Here is a 24,213-nt window from a genome sequence, read left to right as displayed (position 1 = left end):
ACGAAAGACCCGAAAGTTCGCAACATCACAAATATCGCATATCCGAATTGGCCAAGAGTGTTCACGAACATTCTGGCAACAGAATTTCTTGACGACCATAGAGCATTGGAACCACCTGATCCCATCCCGAACTCAGTAGTGAAACGATGCATCGCCGATGGTAGTGTGGGGTTTCCCCATGTGAGAGTAGGTCATCGTCAAGATTCATTTCGCAAAACCCCTATCTGCGCATGCAGGTAGGGGTTTTGTCTTTGTGGCCCGAAAAAGCCAGGTCCACGCAAGTCTCGGCCTTGCCCAGATCCCTGTAGGAGCGGCTTTAGCCGCGAACACCGGCAACGCCGGTGCCATCCACCGTGTCGCCTGTTTCACGGGCGCGCCCGCTCCCGCAGGAAGGTGATACACCCTCCTGGCCAAGGTCAGCTCCCACAATTCGAGCCAGAACACTAGAATAGCCCCACGCACCTATTCAGAAGCGCTATATGCCAAACCCTGTCGATCCCGAAACCCTGGCCCAGTTGCCGCTGGACGAGCTTGTCGCCTGTCACGAATGCGACCTGCTGCTGCGCAAGCCCGTGCTCCAGCATGATGAAAAAGCCCAGTGCCCGCGCTGTGGCTACGAGCTCTACGCTCACCGGCACAATGTGGTCAACCGCAGCCTGGCCTTGGTGTTGACCGCCCTGTTGCTTTTCGTGCCAGCCAATTTCCTGCCAATCATGCAGCTGCATCTGCTTGGCCAGACTTCGGACGACACCGTCTGGAGTGGTGTGCTGGGCCTGTACAGCTCAGGAATGCGCGCCGTAGCCGTGGTGGTTTTCCTGTGTAGCATGGCCATCCCCCTGGCAAAACTGCTCTGCCAGTTGGCAGTGCTGCTGAGTATCCGCCTGAATGTGGGGCGTAACTTCGGCCTGCTGTTCTACCGCATCTATCACCACCTGCGTGATTGGGGCATGCTCGAGGTCTATTTCATGGGGGTGCTGGTGGCCATCGTCAAGTTGGTGGACCTGGCCGAATTGACAGTGGGCCTGGGGTTGTTCTGTTTCATCAGCCTGTTATTGATCCAGGTGTGGCTCGAAGTGGTGATGTCACCTCACCAGATCTGGAGTGCGCTATCGGGGGAGGACCTGCATGCGGGCGATTGATGCGGGCATTCTTGTCTGCAATGAATGTCACCAGCTGAACCGGCAAGCGCCCGACAGCACTTCACAGACCTGTACGCGTTGCGGCGCCATCGTGCATGCACGCCGGCCGAACAGCATCGTGCGTACCTGGGCGTTACTGATTGCTGCATCGATCCTGTACATCCCGGCCAACATGCTGCCGATCATGACCGTGAGTACGCTCGGTCAGGGCAGCCCTGACACGATCATGTCTGGCGTCATCACGCTGCTCAAGCACGGTATGGTGCCCATCGCGGCTGTGGTGTTCATTGCCAGTATCCTGGTGCCCACATTCAAGCTGGTGGGTATTGGCTTGCTGCTGTACTCCGTTCAACGTCGGCAACCGCTGTCTGCCCGACAACGGATATTGATGTACCGCTTCATCGAATTCATTGGGCGCTGGTCCATGCTGGACATCTTTGTCATTGCCATTCTGGTGGCGGTGGTGAATTTCGGCCGAATAGCCAGTGTCGAAGCCAACCTGGGCGCTGTCGCCTTCGCAACTGTGGTGATCCTGACAATGCTTGCCGCTTTAACTTTCGATCCCCGACTGATTTGGGATAACACGGAGTCGGATGACGACCATGAGTGACCTGCCAACGGCTAAAACCCGCCCAGCCTCGAACTGGTCGGCTATCTGGATCCTGCCTTTGATTGCCTTGATGATCGGTGGCTGGCTCGCATGGCAAGCCTACCGTGATGCCGGTGTGCAAATTGAAGTCCGTTTCGAGTCGGGCGAGGGCATCGTCGCCAACAAGACTGAGGTGATCTACAAGGGCATGCCGGTTGGCAAGGTGGTAAGCCTGGTGCTCGACGCCAAGGGCGACAACCAGGGTGTGATCGCTACCATCGAGATGAACAAGGCCGCCGAGCCTCACCTGACCAAAGGCACGCGCTTCTGGCTGGTGAAGCCGAGTGTCAGCCTGGCAGGTATTTCCGGTCTTGAAACATTGGTATCGGGTAACTACATCGCCGTTAGCCCGGGGGAGGGGGAGCGCACCAAGCGCTTCACCGCATTGAAGGTGGCACCACCGCTCTCGGATACGGAGCCGGGCCTGCATTTGACGCTCAAGGCCGACAGGCTGGGCTCGCTCAACCGTGACAGCCCGGTGTTCTACAAACAGATCCAGGTTGGTCGCGTAAAAAGCTACCGCTTGTCCGAGGACCAGAGCACTGTAGAGGTCAAGGTTTTCATCGAGCCAGCCTACGCCAGCCTGGTCCGCAAGCACACGCGTTTCTGGAACGCCAGTGGCGTCAGCATCGATGCTTCGCTTTCGGGTGTTAAGGTGCGCAGCGAGTCGCTGTCGAGCATCGTGGCCGGTGGTATCGCTTTCGCCACGCCGGAATACCGCAAGGACAGCCCGCCCACCGACCCGAGCCTGCCGTTCCGTCTGTATGAAGACTTCGATGCAGCCCAGGCCGGTATCCGCGTCAAAGTGAAGCTGAGCGACTATGAAGGCCTGCAGGCAGGTCGCACGCCGGTGATGTACAAGGGCATCCAGGTGGGCTCGCTGAAAGCCCTGAAGATGGAAGACAACCTGGCCAGTGCATCAGCGGAGCTGACGCTGGACCCGCTGACCGAGGACTACCTGGTCGAAGGCACGCAGTTCTGGGTGGTCAAACCGTCGATTTCCCTGGCGGGTATCACCGGCCTGGAGGCATTGGTCAAAGGTAACTACATCGCCATTCGCCCGGGCGAAAAGGGCGCCCGGCCCGAGCGTGAGTTCGAGGCCCGCGCCAAGGCGCCGCCGCTCGACCTCAAGGCGCCGGGTCTGCACATGGTGTTGTTCGCCGATACCCTGGGTTCGCTGGAAATCGGCAGCCCGGTAATGTACCGCCAGGTGAAGGTGGGCAGCGTGCAGAGCTACCAGTTCGCCCGTAACAGCAACCGAATTCTGATCGGCGTGCATATCGAGAAAGAGTACGAGAAGCTGGTCAACGGTTCATCGCGCTTCTGGAACGTCAGTGGTATCACCCTGACGGGCGGCCTGTCGGGCATCAAGATCAAGAGTGAGTCGCTGCAAACGCTGATGGCCGGTGGTATCGCCTTCGACACGCCACGGCCCGATGTGGCGCTCAAGCGCCATATTCCGCGCTTCCGCCTGCATGATAGCCAAGAGGCGGTAAACCGCGCGGGTACCTTGATTACCATCCGCGTTGACCGGGCAGATGGCCTGAAGCCGGGCACAGCGATCCGCTTCCGTGGCCTGGATGTGGGCAGTATCGAAAGCGTCGACCTCACCGACGACCTGCAGGCGGTGCTTCTGCGCGCTCGCATTACCGAGTCGGCAGACCGTATCGCCCGTGTCGGGACGCAGTTCTGGGTGGTCAAGCCGGCTTTGGGCCTGGTACGCACCGAAAACCTCGACACCCTTGTGGGCGGGCAGTACCTGGAAGTGCAGCCGGCGGCCAAGGACCGTGGCCCGCAGCGCGATTTCATCGCCTTGGCTGATGCGCCGCAGGTGGCGGGGCCAGAGGTCGGTTTGCCATTGACGCTTAGTGCGCCACGCCGCGGCTCGATCAAGCCCGGGGTGCCGGTGACCTACCGCGAGGTGGCGGTGGGGAAGGTGACGGGCTTCGAGCTGGGCCAGAATGCCGACCGCGTGCTGATCCATATCCTTATCGAGCCACGCTATGCTGCTTTGGTGCGCAGTGGTAGCCGCTTCTGGAACAGCAGTGGCTTCGGTTTCGACTGGGGGCTGTTCAAGGGGGCTACGGTGCGTACCGAGTCGGTGGAGACCCTGATCGACGGTGGTATCGCGTTCGCTACACCAGATGGCGAGCAAATGGGTAACCCGGCCCGGCCACAGCAGACCTTCGCCTTGTTCGACAAGGCCGAGGATGAATGGCTGCAGTGGGCACCGAAGATCCAGATAGCCAAGTAAGAATTGTTGGAGCGGGTTTACCTGCAAGAAATCTCGCGATGCATGGCACCGGCTCTGCCGGTGTTCGCGGGTAAACCCGTTCCTACGAGCGTCAATTGATGAGTATTATTGTGTCAATTGACCATCAATGTTCGAATCGAACGATTCCAATAAATCGCAGGCAACAAAAAGCCGACCCTAGGGTCGGCTTTTCGACTAGCACGTCGCTTAGGCAGCTGCAGCTTCTTTCAGCGCCTTGATGTGGCCATTCAGACGGCCTTTGTGACGAGCAGCCTTGTTCTTGTGGATGATACCTTTGTCGGCCATACGGTCGATTACAGGTACAGCCAGAACGTAAGCGGCTTGCGCTTTTTCGGCGTCTTTTGCGTCGATGGCTTTAACTACATTCTTGATGTAGGTGCGGACCATGGAACGCAGGCTGGCGTTGTGGCTGCGACGCTTCTCAGCCTGTTTTGCACGTTTCTTGGCGGAAGGTGTGTTGGCCACCGTCGAGCTCCTCGAAAGACTTTAGGTAAATAGCAAACAAAATAGGCCGCGAATCATGCCGATCAGTCGACCGGATGTCAAGGCCACCTGCAAGGTTCCGCCGAGCGGTGCGCCAACAAGCGGGAAAGATTCCTTTCTGCTGCGCGACCTGTACACTCGGGAATTTTTGGCTCCCCTGCGAAGGCGCGGGAGTATCGCACATTCGGACGCTGTCTGGCAGCGTCCTCTGTCATTGGCGTGAATCTTTTCGATGAACCTGCTCAAATCCCTGGCTGCAGTAAGCTCGATCACCATGATTTCGCGGGTGCTGGGCTTTGTTCGCGACACCATCCTGGCCCGCATTTTTGGTGCTGGTGTCGCCACCGATGCCTTCTTCATCGCGTTCAAGTTGCCCAACCTGCTGCGGCGCATCTTCGCCGAAGGGGCCTTCTCCCAGGCCTTCGTGCCGATCCTGGCCGAATACAAGACCCAGCAAGGCGAGGAGGCGACTCGCACTTTCATCGCGTATGTCAGTGGCCTGTTGACCCTGGTCCTGGCCTTGGTGACTGCCATCGGCATCCTGGCGGCACCGTGGGTGGTGTGGGCCACAGCCCCGGGCTTTGTCGACAGCGCGGAAAAATACGAGCTGACCACTGCGCTGTTGCGGGTGACTTTTCCTTATATATTGCTGATCTCGCTGTCTTCCCTGGCTGGGGCGATCCTCAATACCTGGAACCGTTTTTCGGTACCCGCCTTCACCCCGACCCTGCTGAACGTGGCGATGATCGCCTTCGCCGTGCTGCTGACGCCGTACTTCGACCCGCCGATCATGGCTTTGGCCTGGGGTGTGCTGGCCGGTGGCCTGGCGCAGTTGCTGTACCAGCTGCCAGCGCTGAAAAAGATCGGCATGCTCGTGCTGCCGCGCCTGAACCTCAAGGACGCGGGTGTATGGCGGGTGCTGAAGCAGATGCTGCCGGCGATTCTCGGGGTTTCGGTAAGCCAGATTTCGCTCATCATCAACACCATCTTCGCCTCCTTCCTGGTGGCCGGCTCGGTGTCGTGGATGTACTACGCCGACCGCCTCATGGAGTTGCCCTCGGGCGTGCTCGGCGTGGCCCTGGGTACCATCCTGCTGCCGACTTTGGCCAAGACCTATGCCAACAAGGACCGCGAAGAGTATTCGCGAATCCTCGACTGGGGCCTGCGGTTGTGCTTCCTGCTGGTCCTGCCATGCACCTTGGCCTTGGCCATCCTTGCCGAGCCGCTGACCGTGGCGCTGTTCCAGTACGGCAAGTTCAGTGCGGTTGACGCGGCCATGACCCAGCGTGCGCTGATTGCCTATTCCGTGGGCTTGCTGGCGATCATTCTGGTCAAGGTACTGGCACCCGGCTTCTATGCGCAGCAGAATATCCGCACACCGGTGAAGATCGCGATTTTCACCCTGGTCTGCACCCAGCTGTTCAACCTGGCCCTGATCGGCCCGCTGGCCCATGCCGGCCTGGCCCTGGCGATCAGCCTGGGCGCCTGCCTGAACGCCGGCCTGCTGTTCTGGAAGCTGCGCAGCCAGCAGCTGTTCCAGCCCCAGCCCGGCTGGGCGATGTTCCTGCTCAAACTGGTGCTGGCGGTGGGGTTGATGTCGGCGGTATTGCTGGCCGGCATGCACTACCTGCCGGCCTGGGAGCAAGGCAACATGCTTGAGCGCCTGCTACGCCTGGGGGCGTTGATCCTGGCAGGTGTGGTGACGTATTTCGGTTGCCTGTACCTGTGCGGCTTCCGGCCCCGGCATTTTGCCCGCAAGGCCCTGCATTGAGGCTTCGGACGGGTCAGGCGTCGGTTTTTCACATTCCACGCCGCCCTTGGGCGTTGCTGCCTGTCACCAGCGCCCGGGTGTGGTTATAATCGGCCACTTTATGAGCAAGAAGCGCGTTATGCAGCTGGTTCGAGGTCTTCACAACCTGCGCCCCGAGCACCGGGGCTGTGTCGCCACCATTGGCAACTTCGACGGGGTTCACCGCGGCCACCAGGCAATCCTGGCGCGCCTGCGCGAGCGCGGCCAGGCGTTGGGCCTGCCGACCTGTGTGGTGATCTTCGAACCGCAACCGCGCGAGTATTTCGCCCCCGATACCGCACCGGCGCGTCTGGCACGCCTGCGCGACAAGGTCGAGCTACTGGCCGCCGAAGGTATCGACCGAGTGCTGTGCCTGGCGTTCAACCAGCGGCTGAGCAAGCTCAGCGCCGATGCCTTCGTCAAGGCCATCCTGGTTGACGGCCTGGGTGTGCGTCACCTTGAAGTGGGCGACGACTTCCGCTTTGGCTGCGACCGCGCCGGCGGCTTCGCCTTCCTGGTCGAGGCCGGCCAGCAGTATGGTTTCACCGTCGAGGCCGCCAACACGGTGATTCAGGACGGCCTGCGCGTCAGCAGCACTGAGGTGCGCAAGGCCCTGTCCGAAGGCAACTTCGAGCTGGCCGAACACCTGCTGGGCCGCCCGTACAACATCACCGGCCGCGTGCTGCATGGCCAGAAGCTGGCCCGCCAGCTCGGCACACCTACCGCCAACATCCAGCTCAAGCGCCGCCGCGTGCCGCTGTCCGGGGTCTACCTGGCCAGCATCGAGATCGACGGCAAGGCCTGGCCGGGTGTCGGCAATATCGGCGTGCGTCCCACCGTTGCCGGTGATGGGCGCCCGCACCTGGAGATTCATCTGCTGGATTATGCCGGCGACCTTTACGGCCGGCGCCTGACGGTGGAGTTCCACCACAAGCTGCGTGAAGAGCAGCGATTTGCCTCCCTGGAGGCGCTGAAGTCGGCGATCGATGCGGATATCGCCGCCGCACGTGCACATTGGCACGCTCAACCGCTAACGAAGAGCCTGAAATGACCGACTACAAAGCCACGCTTAACCTTCCGGACACCGCCTTCCCCATGAAGGCCGGCCTGCCTCAGCGCGAACCGCAGATCCTGCAGCGCTGGGACAGCATTGGCCTGTACCAGAAGCTGCGCGAAATTGGCAAGGATCGTCCCAAGTTCGTCCTGCACGACGGCCCGCCCTATGCCAACGGCAAGATTCACATCGGTCATGCGCTGAACAAGATCCTCAAGGACATGATCGTCCGTTCCAAGACCCTGGCCGGCTTCGATGCGCCGTACGTGCCGGGCTGGGACTGCCATGGTCTGCCGATCGAGCACAAGGTCGAGGTAACCCACGGCAAGCACCTGTCCGCCGACCGCACCCGCGAGCTGTGCCGCGAGTATGCTGCTGAGCAGATCGAAGGGCAGAAGACTGAGTTCATCCGCCTGGGTGTGCTGGGTGACTGGGACAACCCGTACAAGACCATGAACTTCGCCAACGAGGCCGGCGAAATCCGCGCCCTGGCCGAAATGGTCAAGCAAGGCTTCGTGTTCAAGGGCCTCAAGCCTGTGAACTGGTGCTTCGATTGCGGTTCGGCGCTGGCCGAGGCCGAGGTCGAGTACGCCGACAAGAAATCCCAGACCATCGACGTGGCCTTCCCGGTTGCCGATGAGGCCAAGCTGGCCGCCGCTTTCGGCCTGGATGCGCTGGCCAAACCAGCCGCCATCGTGATCTGGACCACCACCCCGTGGACCATCCCGGCCAACCAGGCGCTGAACATCCACCCGGAGTTCAAATACGCCTTGGTCGATACCGGTGAGCGTCTGCTGGTGCTGGCTGAAGAGCTGGTCGAGTCGTGCCTCAAGCGCTACAACCTGGAAGGCTCGGTCATCGCTACCGCTGAAGGTTCGGCGCTGGAACTGATCAACTTCCGCCACCCGTTCTACGACCGCCTGTCGCCGATCTACCTGGCCGACTACGTCGAGCTGGGCGCCGGTACCGGCGTGGTGCACTCCTCGCCAGCCTACGGTGAAGACGACTTCGTCACCTGCAAGCGCTACGGCATGGTCAATGACGACATCCTCACCCCGGTGCAGAGCAACGGTGTGTATGTCGAGTCGCTGCCCTTCTTCGGCGGCCAGTTCATCTGGAAGGCCAACCCGGCCATCGTCGAGAAGCTGAGCGAAGTCGGTGCGCTGATGCACACCGAAACCATCAGCCACAGCTACATGCACTGCTGGCGTCACAAAACCCCGCTGATCTACCGCGCCACCGCGCAGTGGTTCGTGGGCATGGACAAGCAGCCGACCACTGGCGAGCCGCTGCGTGAGCGCGCGCTGAAAGCCATCGAAGACACCAAGTTCGTGCCGGCCTGGGGCCAGGCGCGCCTGCACGCGATGATCGCCAACCGCCCGGACTGGTGCATCTCGCGTCAGCGCAACTGGGGTGTACCGATCCCGTTCTTCCTGCACAAGCAAACCGGCGAACTGCACCCACGCACCGTCGAGCTGATGGAAGCAGTGGCCAAGCGCGTCGAACAGGAAGGCATCGAAGCTTGGTTCAAACTGGACGCCGCCGAGCTGCTGGGCGCTGAAGCCGGCCAGTACGACAAGATCGCCGACACGCTCGATGTGTGGTTCGACTCGGGCACCACCCACTGGCATGTGCTGCGTGGTTCGCACGACATCGGCCACGCCACCGGCCCGCGCGCCGACCTGTACCTGGAAGGTTCCGACCAGCACCGCGGCTGGTTCCACTCTTCCTTGCTGACCGGTTGCGCCATCGACAACCATGCGCCTTACCGCGAGCTGCTGACCCACGGCTTCACCGTGGACGAGAACGGCCGCAAGATGTCCAAGTCGCTGGGTAACACCATCGAGCCGGAGAAGGTCAACAACACCCTGGGTGCCGATATCCTGCGCCTGTGGGTTTCCGCTACCGACTACTCCGGTGAAATGGCGGTTTCCGAGCAGATCCTGCAGCGCAGCGCCGACGCCTACCGCCGTATCCGCAATACCGCGCGCTTCCTGCTGTCCAACCTGTCCGGCTTCGACCCGGCCCGCGACCTGCTGGCCCCGGAAGACATGCTGGCACTGGACCGTTGGGCCGTGGACCGCACCCTGTTGCTGCAACGCGAGCTGGAAGAGCACTACAGCGAGTACCGTTTCTGGAACGTTTACTCCAAGGTGCACAACTTCTGCGTGCAGGAGCTGGGCGGCTTCTACCTCGACATCATCAAGGACCGCCAGTACACCACCGGCGCCAACAGTGTCGCCCGCCGTTCCTGCCAGACCGCGCTGTACCACATCAGCGAAGCGCTGGTGCGCTGGATCGCGCCGATCCTGGCATTCACCGCCGATGAAATCTGGCAGTACCTGCCGGGCGAGCGCAACGAGTCGGTGATGCTCAACGGCTGGTACCAGGGCCTGAGCGAGCTGCCGGAAGGCACCGAGCTGGACCGCGCCTACTGGGACCGCGTGATGGCAGTGAAGGCCTCGGTCAACAAGGAGCTGGAAAACCAGCGTACCGCCAAGGTCATTGGCGGCAACCTGCAGGCCGAAGTCACCCTGTACGCCGACGAAGGGCTGAGCGCCGACCTGGGCAAGCTGGGCGACGAACTGCGCTTCGTGCTGATCACTTCGGCCGCCAGCGTGGTGCCGTTCGTGCAGGCGCCAGCGGATGCTGTGGCCACCGAAGTCGAAGGCCTCAAGCTGAAAGTGGTCAAGTCCGGTCACGCCAAGTGCGGCCGTTGCTGGCACTTCCGCGCCGACGTCGGCAGCCACCCGGAGCACCCGGAAATCTGCAGCCGTTGCGTCGACAACCTGAGCGGTTCGGGCGAGGTGCGTCACTATGCCTAACCCTGCAGCGGGGCGCTTCGGGCGCCTTGCATGGCTTTGGCTGAGCTTGCTGGTCCTGGTTCTTGACCAGGCCACCAAGCTGTATTTCAACAACGCCTTGACCATGTACCAGCAGATTGTCGTCATTCCGGACTACTTCAGCTGGACCTTGGCCTACAACACCGGCGCCGCCTTCAGCTTCCTGGCAGAAAGCTCGGGCTGGCAGCGCTGGCTGTTCGCCCTGATCGCCGTGGTGGTCAGTGCCGTGCTGGTGGTGTGGCTCAAGCGCCTGGGGCGCAACGAGACCTGGCTGGCTGTGGCGCTGTCGCTGGTGCTGGGTGGTGCGATCGGCAACCTTTACGACCGCGTCGTGCTGGGCCATGTGGTCGACTTCATCCTGGTGCACTGGCAGAACCGCCATTACTTCCCGGCCTTCAACCTGGCCGACAGCGCCATTACCGTTGGCGCGGTGATGCTGGCGCTGGATATGTTCAAGAGCAAGAAGTCTGAGGATCCGGTCCATGACTGACACGCGTATCGGCCAGAACACCGAAGTCACCCTGCACTTCGCGCTGCATCTGGAAAACGGCGACACCGTCGACAGCACGTTCGACAAGGCCCCGGCCACCTTCAAGGTGGGCGACGGCAACCTGCTGCCAGGTTTCGAAAACGCGCTGTTCGGCTTCAAGGCCGGTGACAAGCGTACTGTGGTGGTGGCCCCGGAGAACGCCTTCGGCCAGCCCAACCCGCAAAACGTGCAAGTCATGCCGCGGTCCAACTTCGAAGGCATGGAGCTGTCCGAAGGGCTGCTGATCATCTTCAATGACGCCGCCAACACCGAGCTGCCGGGTGTGGTCAAAGCGTTCGATGACGACCAGGTGACCATCGACTTCAATCACCCACTGGCTGGCAAGACCCTGACCTTCGAGGTGGAGATCCTCGGGGTGAAGGCCCTGTAAGCCTGGAGCCGAGCATGCAAATCAAACTCGCCAACCCTCGCGGCTTCTGCGCGGGGGTCGACCGGGCGATCGAGATCGTCAACCGCGCGCTGGAAGTTTTCGGCCCGCCGATCTATGTGCGTCACGAGGTGGTGCACAACAAGTTCGTGGTGGAAGACCTGCGCAACCGCGGTGCCATCTTCGTCGAAGAGCTGGACCAGGTGCCGGACGATGTCATCGTCATCTTCAGTGCCCACGGTGTTTCCCAGGCTGTGCGCCAGGAAGCGGCTGGCCGTGGCTTGAAAGTGTTCGATGCCACCTGCCCGCTGGTGACCAAGGTGCATATCGAGGTTGCCAAGTACAGCCGCGACGGCCGTGAGTGCATTCTCATCGGCCACGAAGGGCACCCGGAAGTCGAAGGCACCATGGGCCAGTACGACGCCAGCAACGGTGGCTCCATCTACCTCGTCGAAGACGAAGAGGATGTGGCCAAGTTGCAGGTGCGCGACCCGGACCACCTGGCCTTCGTGACCCAGACCACGTTGTCGATGGACGACACCAGCCGCGTCATCGATGCCCTGCGTGCACGCTTCCCGAACATCGGTGGCCCGCGCAAGGACGACATCTGCTACGCCACCCAGAACCGCCAGGATGCCGTGAAGCAACTGGCCGGTGAATGCGACGTGGTGCTGGTGGTGGGCAGCCCTAACAGCTCCAACTCCAACCGCCTGCGCGAGCTGGCCGAGCGTATGGGCACCCCGGCTTACCTGATCGACGGTGCTGAAGACCTGCAACAAGGTTGGTTCGACCAGGCCGCTCGAATCGGCATCACCGCCGGTGCTTCTGCCCCAGAAGTGCTGGTGCGTGGCGTGATCGAGCAGCTCAAGGCCTGGGGTGCCACTGGCGCTGAAGAGCTGGATGGGCGGGAAGAGAACATCACGTTCTCGATGCCTAAAGAGCTGCGGGTTCGTTCGCTGATCTGATCAATGGCCTGCGCACAGGGAAACCTTTTCCGGTTCACCTGTGCGCAGTCTGATTCGCCCGGTGGAAGCCATCACCACCTGAGTAAAGCTGGTGGCGGCGTTTTTCTCGCAGAGCTCCAGCGTGCCACCTGTCTTGCCCAGTGGGACACCCAGTGCGCTGAACCTGATCTGATCGCCTGTATTGGCCATTATCCTTATGGGCCTTGAAAGACGTTGTTCACGCAATACCTGCTCATTGTGCTCCAGCAACACTCGCCATCCTTTTCCCCAATCGCTCTCAACGCCCTGGACCCGCACGTTCTGGCCCAGCAGCAGTGCATGGCTGCGAGCACTGCGCAGTGCCTGTGCCAAATCTCGGGCAGCCGCTGCCCTGTGTAGGTCATCAGTCATTCTGGCGTAAGCCGGCATACCGAGCTGTGTCAGCAAGACGGCCACGGCCAAGGCCGACAACATTTGAATCAGTGTTACGCCTCGTTGCTTCACCGTGCATTCCTCCCTGGAAGTGCTTGGCTATAGCTTCACGTTCATCGGCCAAGCCGTCTAGTCGGCCGGGTTCAGGGCCATTGCAGGAAAAATCGCGGGAGGTGCAGGGATGCACGCAAGGCAACGGGGCATGACGCTCCTGGAAGTGTTGTTGGCAGTCGTGGTTGTGGCCGTGGGCATGTTCGCAACGGCAGCGATGCAGTTGCAGGCATTGCAGGCTGCGGACGGCGCACGTCGTGATGGGCAGGCCGCGATGGCGGTGCACAGCGAGCATGAGCGGAGGCGGCGATGAGGCGCCGCCAGATTGGGTTCGGTCTGGTTGAGGTGGTGATGGCGCTGGCCATCGGATTGATGCTACTGGCAGCGGCCAGCCAGCTCTTTACCTCTGCACACCAGACCTGGCGTCTGCAAAGTACGGCAGTGCGCATGCAGGATGAGGCACGACTTGCTTTGCTGCGCATGGCGCAGGATATCCGCATGGCAGGGATGTTTGGTTGCCTGAGGATTAAACCTGACGACTTTGAGTACCCGGCTGCGCGGCAGGCTTTCGCCCGCCCCCTGGAGGTTGAAGCCACTACCCTCAGCCTGGTTGTGGCGGAGTTGTCCGGAAAAACTGGCAACGGTGACTGGGTTTTGCAGACGGACTGCATCGAAAAAGTGCGCGTGGATGAAAAAACAGTAGAGGGTTACCCACTGACGTTCCCCATCAGCCAGTACGTCTATCAGTTCCATGACAATAGGCTGAGGTTCAAGCGAAAAGGCAACTTCCAACCACTGGTCGAGAATGTGCGAGAGGTGCGTTTCGAACGTGTGCAAACGCCGCAGGGGGAGAGGGTAGACATCACGCTGATGTTGTACGAGCCCACGCTCAACCTCGAACAGCGCCATGAACTCAGCGTGGCGCTGCGCAATCGGGTGCCGGGGCCATGAAGCGCCAACGCGGTGTCGTGCTGCTGTTGGCGTTGGTACTGAGCCTGCTGCTCGGCTTGCTGACTGCCTCTGCCTTACGTGATGCCTTGGTAGAGACTCGAATGGCCGGCTACCTGCGCGATGGCCTGCTGGCGTTCGAAGAGGCAGAGGCCACATTGCAGGCCGGGGCAGATGAACTGCTGCGGGCACCTCCAGGCAAATGCCAGATGTGCCTGCCTCCGCCGCACCCGCACGATTTGACTGGGCAGTGGCAGCGCAGCAGCAGCGGCTACTTTCAGGTCCAGCATCTAGGCATGAGCACGCGCGTTGCGTACATGCCGGAAGGGCAGCCAGTTGCGTTGTACCGGGTAACCGCCGTCAGCCAGCAAGCACAAGCCCGGCAAGTATTGGAAGCCGTCTACGCCGTGGCCGGCGACACAATCCAGCGCATCACCTGGCGCCAAAGACTCAGAGGAGACTGACATGCAGCAAGGCTTGAGCCTGATCGAGTTGTTGATTGTGCTGGCCGTGACCGGCATTCTGGCAGCCATTGCCTACCCCAGTTACAGCGACCAGCTTCGGCGAGCCGCGCGCAGCGAAGCGGTTGGCCTGCTGCACGATGCCGCCTTGCGCCTGGAGCGCCACCGCGTGCGCACCGGCCAGTACGCCGAAGGCGACCCGGCCTTGCCCGACGGCACCCGCTATTACAGCCTGCAGGCCCAGCGCGACAGCGACACCTTCACGCTGCGCGCCCGGCGGCTGCCGCATGGGCTGATGGCGCAGGATGGCTGTGGCGACTTCCAGCTTGACCAGGCCGGTGTACAGCGCAATCCGGGTGCTGTTGAACACGGCGCCCACTGCTGGGGAAGCTGAAGGTTGAATGATGCCCCGTGCATCGCGGTTTTACTTCAGGTGTTGGATCGACAGATGAGCAAGCAAGTAGTGGTGGTCGGCGGCGGGGTCATCGGCCTGCTGACGGCGTTCAACCTGGCGGCGAAGGTCGGGCAGGTCGTGGTGTGTGACCAAGGCGAGGTCGGCCGTGAGTCGTCGTGGGCCGGTGGCGGCATTGTTTCGCCGCTGTACCCGTGGCGCTACAGCCCGGCGGTGACCGCCCTGGCGCACTGGTCGCAGGACTTTTATCCACAGCTGGGCGAGCGTTTGTTCGCCAGCACCGGCGTCGACCCCGAAGTGCACACCACTGGCCTGTACTGGCTGGACCTGGACGACGAGGCCGAAGCGCTGGCCTGGGCCGAGCGCGAGCAGCGGCCGCTAAGTGCCGTGGATATCTCGGCGGCCTATCATGCGGTGCCGGTGCTGGGCCCGGGCTTCAAGCGCGCCATCTACATGGCTGGCGTGGCCAATGTGCGCAACCCGCGCTTGGTCAAGTCGCTGAAGGCGGCGTTGCTGGCGCTGCCGAACGTAACCCTGCGCGAACACTGTCAGATCACCGGCTTCGTTCAGCAAGACGGGCGTGTGACCGGTGTGCAGACGGCTGATGGCGTGCTGGCGGCGGATGAGGTGGTGCTCAGTGCTGGCGCCTGGAGTGGCGACCTCTTGCGTACCCTTGGCCTTGAGCTGCCGGTGGAGCCGGTGAAGGGCCAGATGATTTTGTTCAAGTGTACCGAAGACTTTTTGCCGAGCATGGTGCTGGCCAAAGGGCGCTATGCGATCCCGCGTCGCGATGGGCACATTCTGGTGGGCAGTACGCTGGAACATGCCGGGTATGACAAAACCCCGACCGGCGATGCGCTGGAAAGCCTGAAGGCATCGGCGGTGGAGTTGTTGCCTGAGCTTGAGGGGGCCACCGTGGTCGGGCATTGGGCGGGGCTGCGGCCGGGGTCGCCGGAAGGCATTCCCTACATCGGGCCGGTGCCAGGGCATGCGGGGTTGTGGCTGAACTGCGGTCATTACCGTAATGGGCTGGTGCTGGCGCCGGCTTCGTGCCAGTTGTTCACCGACCTGTTGACCGGGGCCGAGCCTATCATCGACCCGGCGCCTTATGCGCCAGAAGGGCGTTTGGGCTGAGATTGCCGGGGCTGCTTTGCAGCCCCGGAATGTCAACGCGGTGCCTGCAAGTGCCGGCTCGGGTAATGCTGCTCATACACCTTGCACACCCGCAGCACCTGCTCATCGGCAAAGCGCCCGGCCACCACCTGCAGCCCCACCGGCAATCCTTCGCGGGTAAACCCACAAGGCACCGAAGCCGCCGGCTGCTGGGTGAGGTTGAAGGGATAGCTGAACGGCGTCCACTCCATCCACTGCGCCATCTCCGACCCAGGCGGCACGTTGTGCCCGGCTTCGAATGCCACCAGCGGCAGCATCGGCGATACCAGCACGTCATAGCGCTGGTGGAAGGCATTCATCTGCGCAATCAGCGCCGCCCGTGCCTCCAGCGCCTGGGTGTATTCGGCAAGGCTGATCTTTGCGCCTTGCTCGGCAATCCAGCGTAGTCCGGGGTCAAGCAACGTTCGCTGTTCATCACTCAAGGCACTGGCCAACCGCGCCGCGCCGGCAAACCACAGGGTATTGAAGGTTTCCAGCGGGTCGTTGAACCCCGGGTCCACCTCTTCCACCTGCGCGCCCAGCCGTGCCAGGCGCTGCACTGCTTGCGCCACCAGTGCCTGGATTTGCGGGTCGACCTGCACGTAACCGAAGTTGGCACTGTAGGCGATGCGCAGGCCGCTCAGGTCTTGCTGCTGGCCCATCCACGGCGCCTGCCGTGGTGCACCGGCCAGCCCGTCTCGGGCATCGGGGCGGGCGACGCAGTCGAGCATCAGTACCGCGTCGTCTACGGTGCGCGTCATCGGCCCCAAGTGCGACAGCACGGTCATGGCGCTGGCCGGCCATTGCGGCACATAGCCGAAAGTCGGTTTGATGCCGAAGGTGCCGGTAAAGGCACACGGGATACGAATCGAGCCGCCGGCATCGCTACCCTGGTGCAGCACCCCCAGGTTCAGTGCAGCGGCGGCCGCAGCTCCCCCCGACGAGCCTCCGGCAGTCCGCCTTGTATCCCAGGGGTTGCGGGTGATGCCGTACAGCGGGTTGTCTGTGACCCCCTTCCAGCCGAACTCCGGCGTTGTGGTTTTGCCCACCAGCACTGCGCCGGCTTCACGCATGAACGCCGTGAAGGGGGCATCGACGTCCCACGGCCCTGCGCCGGAGGTGGTGCGTGATCCCTTGCGGGTCGGCATGCCACGGGTCAGGGTCAGGTCCTTGATCGAGGCGGGTACGCCATCCAGCCGGCCACAGGGCTCGCCCCGTTGCCAGCGCTGCTCGCTGGCGCGGGCGGCGGCGCGAGCACCTTCACCGTCGACATGGCAGAAGGCGTTCACCGCCGGGTTGTGCAGGTCGATGCGCGCTAACACGTCGTCGACCACCTCGACCGGCGACAGCTGATGGCGCTGGTACAGTTCGAGCAATTCGACGGCGGTGAACTCACCCAACGCGGTTTTCTGGGTCATCTCAACGGGCTCCTGGGTTGGCGGCCTGGAACATGGCACGCAGCAGGACGTCACAGCCGTCGGCCAGGTCCTGCGGCGCGGCATTTTCGATTTCGTTGTGGCTGATGCCACCCTCGCATGGCACGAAGATCATCCCAGCCGGGCCCAGCTCGGCGAGGAAGATGGCATCGTGACCGGCGCCACTGACGATATCCATATGGCTCAGGCCCAGCGTGCGTGCGCCCTGGCGCACGGCATCCACGCACTGCTCGGCGAAATACAGTGGCGGAAAGTCGGCGGTCGGGGTCAGCTGGTAGCTCAGCCCGTGCCTGGTTGTGCTGCTTTCGATGGCCGTGCGTACTTCGCTGACCATGGCCGCGAGGTGCCCGGGGTCGAGGTGGCGCAAGTCGATGGTCATGTGCACCTGGCCGGGGATGACGTTGCGCGAGCCCGGGTGCAAGGTCAGGCAGCCGACCGTGCCGCAGGCATGCGGCTGGTGGGCGTGGGCCACGCGGTTGACCGCAGCCACCACCTCGGCCGCGCCAACCAGGGCGTCCTTGCGCAGGTGCATCGGGGTGGGGCCGGCATGGGCCTCGACACCGGTCAGCACCAGATCGAACCATTTCTGGCCCAGGCAGCCCTGGACAACACCGATGGTGGTGCGCTGGTCTTCCAGCACCGGGCCCTGCTCGATATGTGCTTCGAAGTAGGCACCGACGGGATGCCCGGTGGGCACACGCGGGCCGGCGTACCCAATGCGCTGCAGCTCGGCGCCGACCGACAGGCCCTGATCGTCGACCTTATCAAGGGTTTCCTGCAGGTCGAACTTACCGGCGAACACACCCGAGCCCATCATGCAGGGCGGGAAGCGCGAGCCTTCTTCGTTGGTCCACACCACCACTTCCAAGGGCGCTTCGGTGGTCAGGCCGAGATCGTTCAGGGTGCGGATCACTTCGAGGCCAGCCATGACGCCATAGCAGCCATCGAACTTGCCGCCGGTGGGTTGGGTGTCGATGTGGCTGCCGGTCATCACGGGTGGCAGGGCAGGGTTGCGGCCGGGGCGGCGGGCGAAGATGTTGCCGATGGCGTCGATGCTGACGGTGCAGCCGGCATCTTCGCACCAGCGCACGAACAGGTCGCGGGCCTGGCGGTCGAGGTCGGTCAGCGCCAGGCGGCATACGCCGCCCTTGGCGGTGGCGCCGAGCAGGGCCAGGTCCATCAGCGATTGCCACAGGCGCTCGCGGTTGACCTGCGAACCTTGGCCGAGCAGGTGCTGTGAGGGATCGATGCGGGTGTTCATGGGCGTTCTCCTTTCAGGCGCTCAGGGCCAGGTAACGGTTCTTGATGCTCGGGTCCTCACGGAACTGCGCCGCGCTGCCCTGGTAAGCGACCCGACCCTGCTCCAGCACATAATGGCGGTCGGCAAGGGCATCGCAGACCATCAGGTTCTGTTCCACCAGCAGGATCGACAGGCCCTCGTCCTTGATGCGCCGCAAGATCTTCACCAGCTCGTCGACAATCACCGGGGCCAGCCCTTCAGTGGGTTCATCGAGGATCAGCAGCTTGGGGCCGTTGAGCAGGGCGCGGGCGATGGCCAGCATCTGCTGCTCGCCACCGGACAGCGCGAAACCACCATTGCGGCGGCGCTCCTTGAGCCGTGGGAACATGCTGTAGACGTCTTCCAGCTGCCAGCGACTGGTTTTGCGCACGGCAATTTTCAGGTTCTCCTCGACGCTGAGCTGGCGGAAGATGCCGCGGTGTTCGGGCACCAGGGCAATGCCGAGCCGGGCGATATCGAAAATTTCGCGGCCCACCAGCGGCTGGCCGTTGAAGCTGATCTGCCCCTGCCGTGGGCGGACGATGCCGAGGATGCTGCGCAAGGTGGTGGTCTTGCCGGCACCGTTGCGCCCAAGCAGGGTTACCAGCTCGCCGGCCTCGACCTTGAGCGAAACCCCTTCGAGCACATGGCTCTTGTCGTAGTAGGCGTGGATCGAATCGACGTTGAGCATCAGGCGGCCTCTCCAAGGTAAGCGGTGCGTACGCGCTCGTCGTTGCGCACCTGTTCAGGGGTACCCTCGACCAGAATCTGGCCGTGGCTCATCACCGTGATGCGCTGGCTGATCGACATGACGATGCTCATGTTGTGCTCTATCAGCAGCACGGTATGGTCGCGGCCAAGGTCGCTAATCAGGTCGGTCATTACCGGGATGTCGTCGATACCCATGCCCGAGGTGGGCTCGTCGAGCATCAGCAGGGTGGGCTTGGCGCAGATCGACATGCCCACTTCCAGTACCCGTTGCTGGCCGTGCGACAGCTCACCGGCCAGGGTTTCGGCGCGGGCGCTCAGTTTCAGGCGCTCCAGCACCTGGTCGGCGGTGTTCCAGTGGCTGCGCTTGTGCTCGACACTGCGCCAGAAGTTGAGCGCGCCCAGGCCATCGCGGCCTTGGGCGGCCAGGCGCAGGTTTTCGCGCACGGACAGGTTCTGGAACAGGCTGGTGAGCTGGAACGAACGGGCCATGCCCAGCGCCACCCGCCCGTGAGATGGCTTGCGGATTATGTCCTGGCCGGTGAACAGGATCTTGCCTGCGGTGGCCTGGCGCTCGCCGGTCAGGCAGTGGAACAGGCTGGTCTTGCCGGCGCCGTTGGGGCCGATGATGGTGTGGATGGTGCCGGCGCGCACTTTCAGGTCAACGCCCGCAACCGCCTTGAACGGCCCGTAGGCCAGCTCCAGCTGGCGGGTTTCCAGGAGGTAGTCGCTCATCACAGGGTCTCCTTGGTCTTGGCCTGAGGTTTGTCATTGGCGTTGCGGGTGGCCAGCAGGCGTTTGCCCAGTTCGGCCAGGCCACCCCACAGGCCGCCACGCATGAACACCACGACGAGGATCAGGATGACCCCCAGCAGCATCAGCCAGCGTGGCCACAGCTCCGACAGCACGTCGCCCAGCAGCACGATGGCACCGGCCCCCAGCAGCGAGCCGAACAGCGAGCCGGTGCCGCCGACGATGGTCATGATCAGGATGTTCTCGCTCATCATCAGGTCGATGTTCGACAGCGGTGCAAAGTGCAGCAGCATGGCGTACAGCGCCCCGGCGATACCGGTGATGGCGCCCGACAGCATGAACACCAGGATCTTGAAGTGACGGGTGTCGTAGCCGATGGCAGCGGCGCGGGTTTCGTTCTCGCGGATGGCCAGCAGGGTGCTGCCGAACGGCGAGCGGATGACCCGCAGGGCTGCGGCGAAGATCAACAGGAACAGCACCGCCACAAACACATAGAAGTGCCGCGGGTCGGCCAGGTCGACCAGCACATGGCCGGCGATTTCGATGTTCGGCCGGGGCACATCGAGCAGGCCGTTGTCACCGCCGGTCCAGCCACTGAGGGTGTAGGCCAGGAAGTAGGCCATCTGGCTGAAGGCCAGGGTCAGCATGACGAAATAAATGCCGGTGCGGCGAATCGCCAGCGCGCCCACCAGCAATGCCAGGAACGCGCCGAACACGGCAGCCCCCAGCAGCGCGGCGAACATGCCCCACTGCAGGTGGATCATCAGCAGCGCCGCGCCATAGGCACCCACGCCAAAGAAGATGCCCTGGCCGAACGACAACAGGCCGGTGTAGCCGAGCAGCAGGTTGCAGGCCAGCGCGGCCAGGGCAAAGATCAGGATCTCGGTGGCCAGGGTGGCCGACGGCAGCAACAGTGGCAAAGCCACCAGGCTGGCAACCACCAGCAACAGCAGCGCCGGGGCGCGGCCCTTGGCGACTGGCAATGGATTTTTCTCGCTCATCTCAGGCTCTCCCGAACAGGCCATAGGGACGGACCAGAATCACGGCGGCCATGGCCCCGTAGATCATCAGGCTGGCGCCTTGCGGCCAGAGGCTGGTCATCATGCTTTGCACCACACCTACCAGCAGGCCGCCAACCAGCGCACCGCCGAACGAGCCCATGCCCCCGATTACCACCACCACGAAGGCAATGCCGAGAATTTCCGGGCCGACGAAGGGTTGCGCGCCCCGTAGCGGGGCGAACAGCACACCCGCCACGCCGGCCAGGCCCACGCCCAGGGCGAAGGTCAGGGAAAACAGGCGGAAAATGTTGGTGCCCAGCAGCGACACGGTCTCGGTGCTTTCGCTACCGGCCCGCACCAGTGCGCCGAAGCGGGTGCGCTCCAGCAGCAGCCACAGGCCAAGACCGATCAGCGCGGCGAAACCGATCAGGAACAGGCGGTAGTAGGGGTAGATGAAGTCACCGAGGATCAGCACCCCGCGCAGCTCGGGCGGTACGGCAATGTTCTTGCCCACCGGGCCCCAGATCAGCACCGAGGCTTCCTGGATGATCAGCGCGATACCGAGGGTGACGAGGATCTGGAAGGTGTGCGGCAGGTGGTAGATGCGCTTGATCAACAGGCGCTCGACCGCCCAGGCCAGGGCGGCCACCACCAGCGGTGCAATCAGCAGTGCCAGCCAGAAGTTGCCGGTGATGGCCACGGCGGTGTAGCACAGGTAGGCGCCCAGCAAGAAGAACGCGCCGTGGGCGAAGTTGACGAAGTTGAGCAGGCCAAAAATGATCGTCAGGCCCACGGCTATGAGGAAGTAGATCATCCCCAGGCCCAGGCCGTTGAGCAGTTGGAACAGGTACAAATCGAGCATGAGCGTGCCCTCGACAGCGCGCGGTGCGGCTGCCTGTACGAGTGTGTGTGACTAACGCCGCGGCTTCAGGCCAGGGCGCAACCGGTGTGGTCGACCTCGACGAACGAACGGCCCGAGCTGATGACTTCGGCCAGGTCGTCCTCGTCGCGCATCTGCCCTTGGGGCTTGCCGCGCAGCAGGTAGTAATCCTTGAGTACCTGATGGTCGCCAGGGCGGATCAGTTCTTCGCCGGTCGGGCCCTGGAAGCGCATGCCCTGCAATGCCGCCGACACGGCGGCGCCCTCCAGGCTACCGGCCTTGACGATGGCTTCGAGCATGACCTTGGTGCCGATATAGTCGGCAGCCAGCGGGTAGTTGGGGTTGATGCCATAGGCCTTGCGGGTGGCGGCAACCAGTTGCTTGTTCAGCGGTGTATCGACCTGGTGCCAGTACTGGGCACCCAGGTACACGCCTTCGAGCACGTCGCTGCCCAGCTCCTGAAACTGGTCGAGGCCGGCAGACCACACCATCAGCACTTTCATGCGGTCCTTGATGCCGAAGTTGACGGCCTGGCGCAGGGCGTTGGAGGCCTGGCTGCCGAAGTTGAGCAGCACCAGCACATCGGGTTTGGCGGCGATGGCGTTGGTGAGGTAGCCGGAGAACTCCTGTTCCTGCAGCGAGTGGTAGCTGTTGCCGATGTGTTCCACACCAAGCTCGGCAAACACCTTGCGGGCGTTGTCCAGCAGGGCGTCGCCGAACACGTATTGCGGGGTGATGGTGTACCAGCGCTTGGCCTGGGGCAGCTGGCGGATCATGGGCACCAGGGTTTCGCGGATGGCGCCGTAGGTGGGCACCGACCAGCGAAAGGTCGAGGCGTTGCAGTCTTTACCGGTGATTTCGTCGGCGCCCACGGGCGTCATGAACACGCCGCCGGCCTTGTGGATTTCCTTCGACACCGCCAGAGCCGAAGACGACAGGGTGCAGCCCTGGAAGAAGCGTGCGCCATCCTGGCCGATGGCTTCCTGTACCTTGCGCACCGCCTTGCCGGCGTTGCCTTCGGTGTCGATGACCTTGTACTTGAGCGGGTGGCCGAGCAGCTGCGGGTACTCGGCGATGGCCAGGCGCGACCCCATGTCGGCGTACTTGCCGTAGCTGGCGAAGGCGCCCGACATGGACTTGAGCCCATAGAAGGTCAGCGGTTGGTCGGCGAATGCCCGGAGCGCTCCCAAGGGGAGGCTACCTAAGGCACCCAGGGCAAGGCCTGCCTTGAGCAGGGTACGTCTTTGCATGAGTAACTCCTTGGTTGTGGTTATTAGGCAGGAGTGGCAATGACAAAGCGGGTACGGCCGGGCCTGTGTGCAGGCCTCTTACCAGGCGCATCAGTGGTGGTGGTCGAACTCCAGCAGGAAGTTGCGGGCAACCTCGCCTTCCAGCGCGGTCATGTGGTGCTCGGCGTCGCACATGTGTTCATGCATCAGCCGGCGTACAGCGGGTTCGTCGCTGGCGCGCAGGGCGCTCAGCAGTTGCTTGTGGTAGTCGATGTTGGCGGCGGCGAACTGCTGGCGCTTGGGTAGGTAGGCCTTTTTCAGCACCACCAGGTCGCGCAGCAGGTCGTTGAGGAACACCGCCATGAACCGCAGCAACGGGTTCGGGCAACGGTCGGCCAGCAGGGTGTGGAACTCCAGCTCTGCCAGGCGCTGCTCGCGCTGGCCTTCCTCGCTGTCTTCCGGTGCGCTGCAGAAGTCGATGTTGGCTTGCAGCGCGGCGTAGTCGGCTTCGCTCAGCTTGCCCATCACCGACACCGCCAGCTCTACCTCGATGACTTTGCGCAGTTGATAAACCTGCTCGCCGTCCAGGTGCTGGAAGTGCAGGTAATTGCGCAGCGCGCGGCTGGCCGGCTCGGTACCTACTTCATTGAGGTAGGCGCCGCCGGTCGGGCCGGTACGGGTACTGACCAGGCCTTCGACCTCCAGCGCCTTGAGTGCTTCGCGGGCGGTGCCCTTGGAACACTCGAAATGCTCCATCAGCTCACGCTCGGTGGGCAGGCGGTCACCGGGGTGCAGCGCTTCGGTGACGATCGAGCGCTTGACCGATTCGACGATCACATCGGACAGCTTCTGGCGCTTGCGTTTGGGTTTGAGCATTTCGCTATTTTTCATATTTATGCGGATAAATAGGATTTAGCGAGTTTTATCGGGATGGGTCAATGCTGGCGTCGGGGGAGGGGTCGTAATTGGTGTGAAAGGGTCGGGGAGGGATAAGTGATGCAGGGTTCACAGGCCTCTTCGCGGGCATGCCCGCGAAGGGATTCAGGTGATACTGGCTCAGCCTTGGCGACCAGGGCCTTGTTGCAGGTGTGCCTGGCTGCAATACCACTCATTGCCCTGCTGCAGCGCCCGGTCGTTGGGCAAATGCACGCCACAATGGGCACAGCGCACCATCTTCAGCGGTGCATCCAGCTTCGCCTCGGGGTGCGACTGCTGGCTGACTTTGAACTTGCGCCACAGCCAGAACGCGGCGGCGATCAGGGCGATCCAGAAAAGTAGGCGAACCATGGTGTCCAGCTTGTCGGTTGAAGAAGCCGACAGTCTAGGACGCGGCCAATAAAAAAGGGAGGCCCAAGGCCTCCCTTTCATTTACCGCCGT

Annotated in this window: 25 protein-coding genes and 1 rRNA gene; 15 read left to right on the top strand and 11 right to left on the bottom strand. The window is 62.7% G+C overall.

Annotated features, from left to right (window positions below):
* Positions 1-87: 87 nt before the first annotated feature.
* From rrf to D8767_RS25880, 4 genes are all read left to right on the top strand, one after another.
* A 5S ribosomal RNA gene (gene rrf / locus D8767_RS25900) occupies positions 88-203 on the top strand.
* Positions 204-479: 276 nt separating this feature from the next.
* Complete coding sequence (locus tag D8767_RS25890; protein WP_016713418.1) at positions 480-1,139, top strand: paraquat-inducible protein A; 660 nt, start codon at positions 480-482, stop codon at positions 1,137-1,139.
* Positions 1,126-1,749 carry a paraquat-inducible protein A gene (locus D8767_RS25885; RefSeq protein ID WP_016713417.1) on the top strand — a complete coding sequence of 208 codons (624 nt, stop codon included), beginning with the start codon at positions 1,126-1,128 and terminating at the stop codon, positions 1,747-1,749. The genes D8767_RS25890 and D8767_RS25885 overlap by 14 nt, the downstream gene beginning before the upstream one ends.
* Positions 1,742-4,042, top strand: coding sequence for a PqiB family protein (locus D8767_RS25880; protein WP_025754944.1), 2,301 nt, complete (start codon positions 1,742-1,744; stop codon positions 4,040-4,042). Before D8767_RS25885 ends, D8767_RS25880 begins: the two co-directional genes overlap by 8 nt.
* Before the next feature lie 207 nt (positions 4,043-4,249).
* Here D8767_RS25880 and rpsT read toward each other — a convergent pair whose 3' ends face one another.
* Positions 4,250-4,528: a 30S ribosomal protein S20 gene (gene rpsT, locus D8767_RS25875; RefSeq protein ID WP_003247625.1), complete on the bottom strand. Its 279-nt coding sequence runs from the start codon at positions 4,526-4,528 to the stop codon at positions 4,250-4,252.
* A gap of 250 nt (positions 4,529-4,778) precedes the next feature.
* Between rpsT and murJ the strand changes: the two genes are divergently transcribed.
* The 6 genes from murJ (at position 4,779) to ispH (ending at position 12,114) form a co-directional block, all read left to right on the top strand.
* A complete protein-coding gene (gene murJ, locus D8767_RS25870) occupies positions 4,779-6,317 on the top strand; it encodes a murein biosynthesis integral membrane protein MurJ (RefSeq protein WP_016713415.1) in 1,539 nt (512 codons plus the stop codon).
* A 118-nt stretch (positions 6,318-6,435) separates the two neighbouring features.
* The gene (gene ribF, locus D8767_RS25865; protein WP_025754946.1) at positions 6,436-7,386 is read left to right on the top strand and encodes a bifunctional riboflavin kinase/FAD synthetase; all 951 of its coding nucleotides are present in this window, start codon (positions 6,436-6,438) and stop codon (positions 7,384-7,386) included.
* Complete coding sequence (ileS, locus tag D8767_RS25860; protein ID WP_016713413.1) at positions 7,383-10,214, top strand: isoleucine--tRNA ligase; 2,832 nt, start codon at positions 7,383-7,385, stop codon at positions 10,212-10,214. The genes ribF and ileS overlap by 4 nt, the downstream gene beginning before the upstream one ends.
* The gene (gene lspA, locus D8767_RS25855; RefSeq protein ID WP_016713412.1) at positions 10,207-10,722 is read left to right on the top strand and encodes a signal peptidase II; all 516 of its coding nucleotides are present in this window, start codon (positions 10,207-10,209) and stop codon (positions 10,720-10,722) included. Before ileS ends, lspA begins: the two co-directional genes overlap by 8 nt.
* Positions 10,715-11,152 (top strand): FKBP-type peptidyl-prolyl cis-trans isomerase, encoded by a 438-nt coding sequence (gene fkpB / locus D8767_RS25850; protein ID WP_016713411.1) that lies wholly within the window; start codon positions 10,715-10,717, stop codon positions 11,150-11,152. Before lspA ends, fkpB begins: the two co-directional genes overlap by 8 nt.
* A 14-nt stretch (positions 11,153-11,166) precedes the next feature.
* Complete coding sequence (gene ispH, locus D8767_RS25845) at positions 11,167-12,114, top strand: 4-hydroxy-3-methylbut-2-enyl diphosphate reductase (protein WP_016713410.1); 948 nt, start codon at positions 11,167-11,169, stop codon at positions 12,112-12,114.
* Here ispH and D8767_RS25840 read toward each other — a convergent pair whose 3' ends face one another.
* Complete coding sequence (locus D8767_RS25840) at positions 12,115-12,597, bottom strand: GspH/FimT family protein (RefSeq protein ID WP_016713409.1); 483 nt, start codon at positions 12,595-12,597, stop codon at positions 12,115-12,117. It lies immediately after the preceding gene.
* A 109-nt stretch (positions 12,598-12,706) separates the two neighbouring features.
* Between D8767_RS25840 and D8767_RS25835 the strand changes: the two genes are divergently transcribed.
* The 5 genes from D8767_RS25835 to thiO are packed head-to-tail and all read left to right on the top strand — an operon-like array spanning position 12,707 to position 15,531.
* Positions 12,707-12,889, top strand: a complete 183-nt coding sequence (locus D8767_RS25835; RefSeq protein ID WP_025754948.1) for a prepilin-type N-terminal cleavage/methylation domain-containing protein — start codon at positions 12,707-12,709, stop codon at positions 12,887-12,889.
* The gene (locus D8767_RS25830) at positions 12,886-13,527 is read left to right on the top strand and encodes a PilW family protein (protein ID WP_016713407.1); all 642 of its coding nucleotides are present in this window, start codon (positions 12,886-12,888) and stop codon (positions 13,525-13,527) included. Before D8767_RS25835 ends, D8767_RS25830 begins: the two co-directional genes overlap by 4 nt.
* On the top strand, positions 13,524-13,988 hold the full coding sequence (locus D8767_RS25825) for a hypothetical protein (RefSeq protein ID WP_016713406.1): 465 nt from the start codon (positions 13,524-13,526) through the stop codon (positions 13,986-13,988). The genes D8767_RS25830 and D8767_RS25825 overlap by 4 nt, the downstream gene beginning before the upstream one ends.
* Before the next feature lies 1 nt (position 13,989).
* Positions 13,990-14,379 (top strand): type IV pilin protein, encoded by a 390-nt coding sequence (locus tag D8767_RS25820; protein ID WP_016713405.1) that lies wholly within the window; start codon positions 13,990-13,992, stop codon positions 14,377-14,379.
* 54 nt (positions 14,380-14,433) lie between these two features.
* Entirely contained in the window at positions 14,434-15,531 is a 1,098-nt protein-coding gene (gene thiO / locus D8767_RS25815) for a glycine oxidase ThiO (RefSeq protein ID WP_016713404.1), read from the top strand.
* A 32-nt stretch (positions 15,532-15,563) separates the two neighbouring features.
* On the opposite strand, the gene D8767_RS25810 is transcribed toward thiO, so the two are convergent.
* The 9 genes from D8767_RS25810 to D8767_RS25770 form a co-directional block, all read right to left on the bottom strand.
* Entirely contained in the window at positions 15,564-16,967 is a 1,404-nt protein-coding gene (locus D8767_RS25810) for an amidase (RefSeq protein ID WP_016713403.1), read from the bottom strand.
* A gap of 1 nt (position 16,968) precedes the next feature.
* Positions 16,969-18,246, bottom strand: a complete 1,278-nt coding sequence (locus D8767_RS25805) for a Zn-dependent hydrolase (protein WP_016713402.1) — start codon at positions 18,244-18,246, stop codon at positions 16,969-16,971.
* 13 nt (positions 18,247-18,259) lie between these two features.
* Positions 18,260-18,955, bottom strand: a complete 696-nt coding sequence (locus D8767_RS25800; RefSeq protein WP_016713401.1) for an ABC transporter ATP-binding protein — start codon at positions 18,953-18,955, stop codon at positions 18,260-18,262.
* Positions 18,955-19,707 carry an ABC transporter ATP-binding protein gene (locus tag D8767_RS25795; protein ID WP_016713400.1) on the bottom strand — a complete coding sequence of 251 codons (753 nt, stop codon included), beginning with the start codon at positions 19,705-19,707 and terminating at the stop codon, positions 18,955-18,957. The genes D8767_RS25800 and D8767_RS25795 overlap by 1 nt, the downstream gene beginning before the upstream one ends.
* Positions 19,707-20,726, bottom strand: a complete 1,020-nt coding sequence (locus D8767_RS25790; protein WP_025754951.1) for a branched-chain amino acid ABC transporter permease — start codon at positions 20,724-20,726, stop codon at positions 19,707-19,709. Before D8767_RS25790 ends, D8767_RS25795 begins: the two co-directional genes overlap by 1 nt.
* Before the next feature lies 1 nt (position 20,727).
* Positions 20,728-21,588 carry a branched-chain amino acid ABC transporter permease gene (locus tag D8767_RS25785; protein WP_016713397.1) on the bottom strand — a complete coding sequence of 287 codons (861 nt, stop codon included), beginning with the start codon at positions 21,586-21,588 and terminating at the stop codon, positions 20,728-20,730.
* Between the two features lie 65 nt (positions 21,589-21,653).
* A complete protein-coding gene (locus D8767_RS25780) occupies positions 21,654-22,856 on the bottom strand; it encodes an ABC transporter substrate-binding protein (protein ID WP_016713396.1) in 1,203 nt (400 codons plus the stop codon).
* Positions 22,857-22,946: 90 nt separating this feature from the next.
* Complete coding sequence (locus D8767_RS25775) at positions 22,947-23,711, bottom strand: FadR/GntR family transcriptional regulator (RefSeq protein ID WP_016713395.1); 765 nt, start codon at positions 23,709-23,711, stop codon at positions 22,947-22,949.
* A gap of 180 nt (positions 23,712-23,891) precedes the next feature.
* The gene (locus D8767_RS25770) at positions 23,892-24,122 is read right to left on the bottom strand and encodes a PP0621 family protein (protein ID WP_016713394.1); all 231 of its coding nucleotides are present in this window, start codon (positions 24,120-24,122) and stop codon (positions 23,892-23,894) included.
* Positions 24,123-24,213: the final 91 nt, after the last annotated feature.

It is taken from the genome of Pseudomonas sp. LTGT-11-2Z (genome assembly GCF_003691445.1).
Taxonomy (GTDB): domain Bacteria; phylum Pseudomonadota; class Gammaproteobacteria; order Pseudomonadales; family Pseudomonadaceae; genus Aquipseudomonas; species Aquipseudomonas monteilii.
Note: the sequence above shows the minus strand (reverse complement) of the source record. Positions and strands in the feature narration are given on the sequence as shown.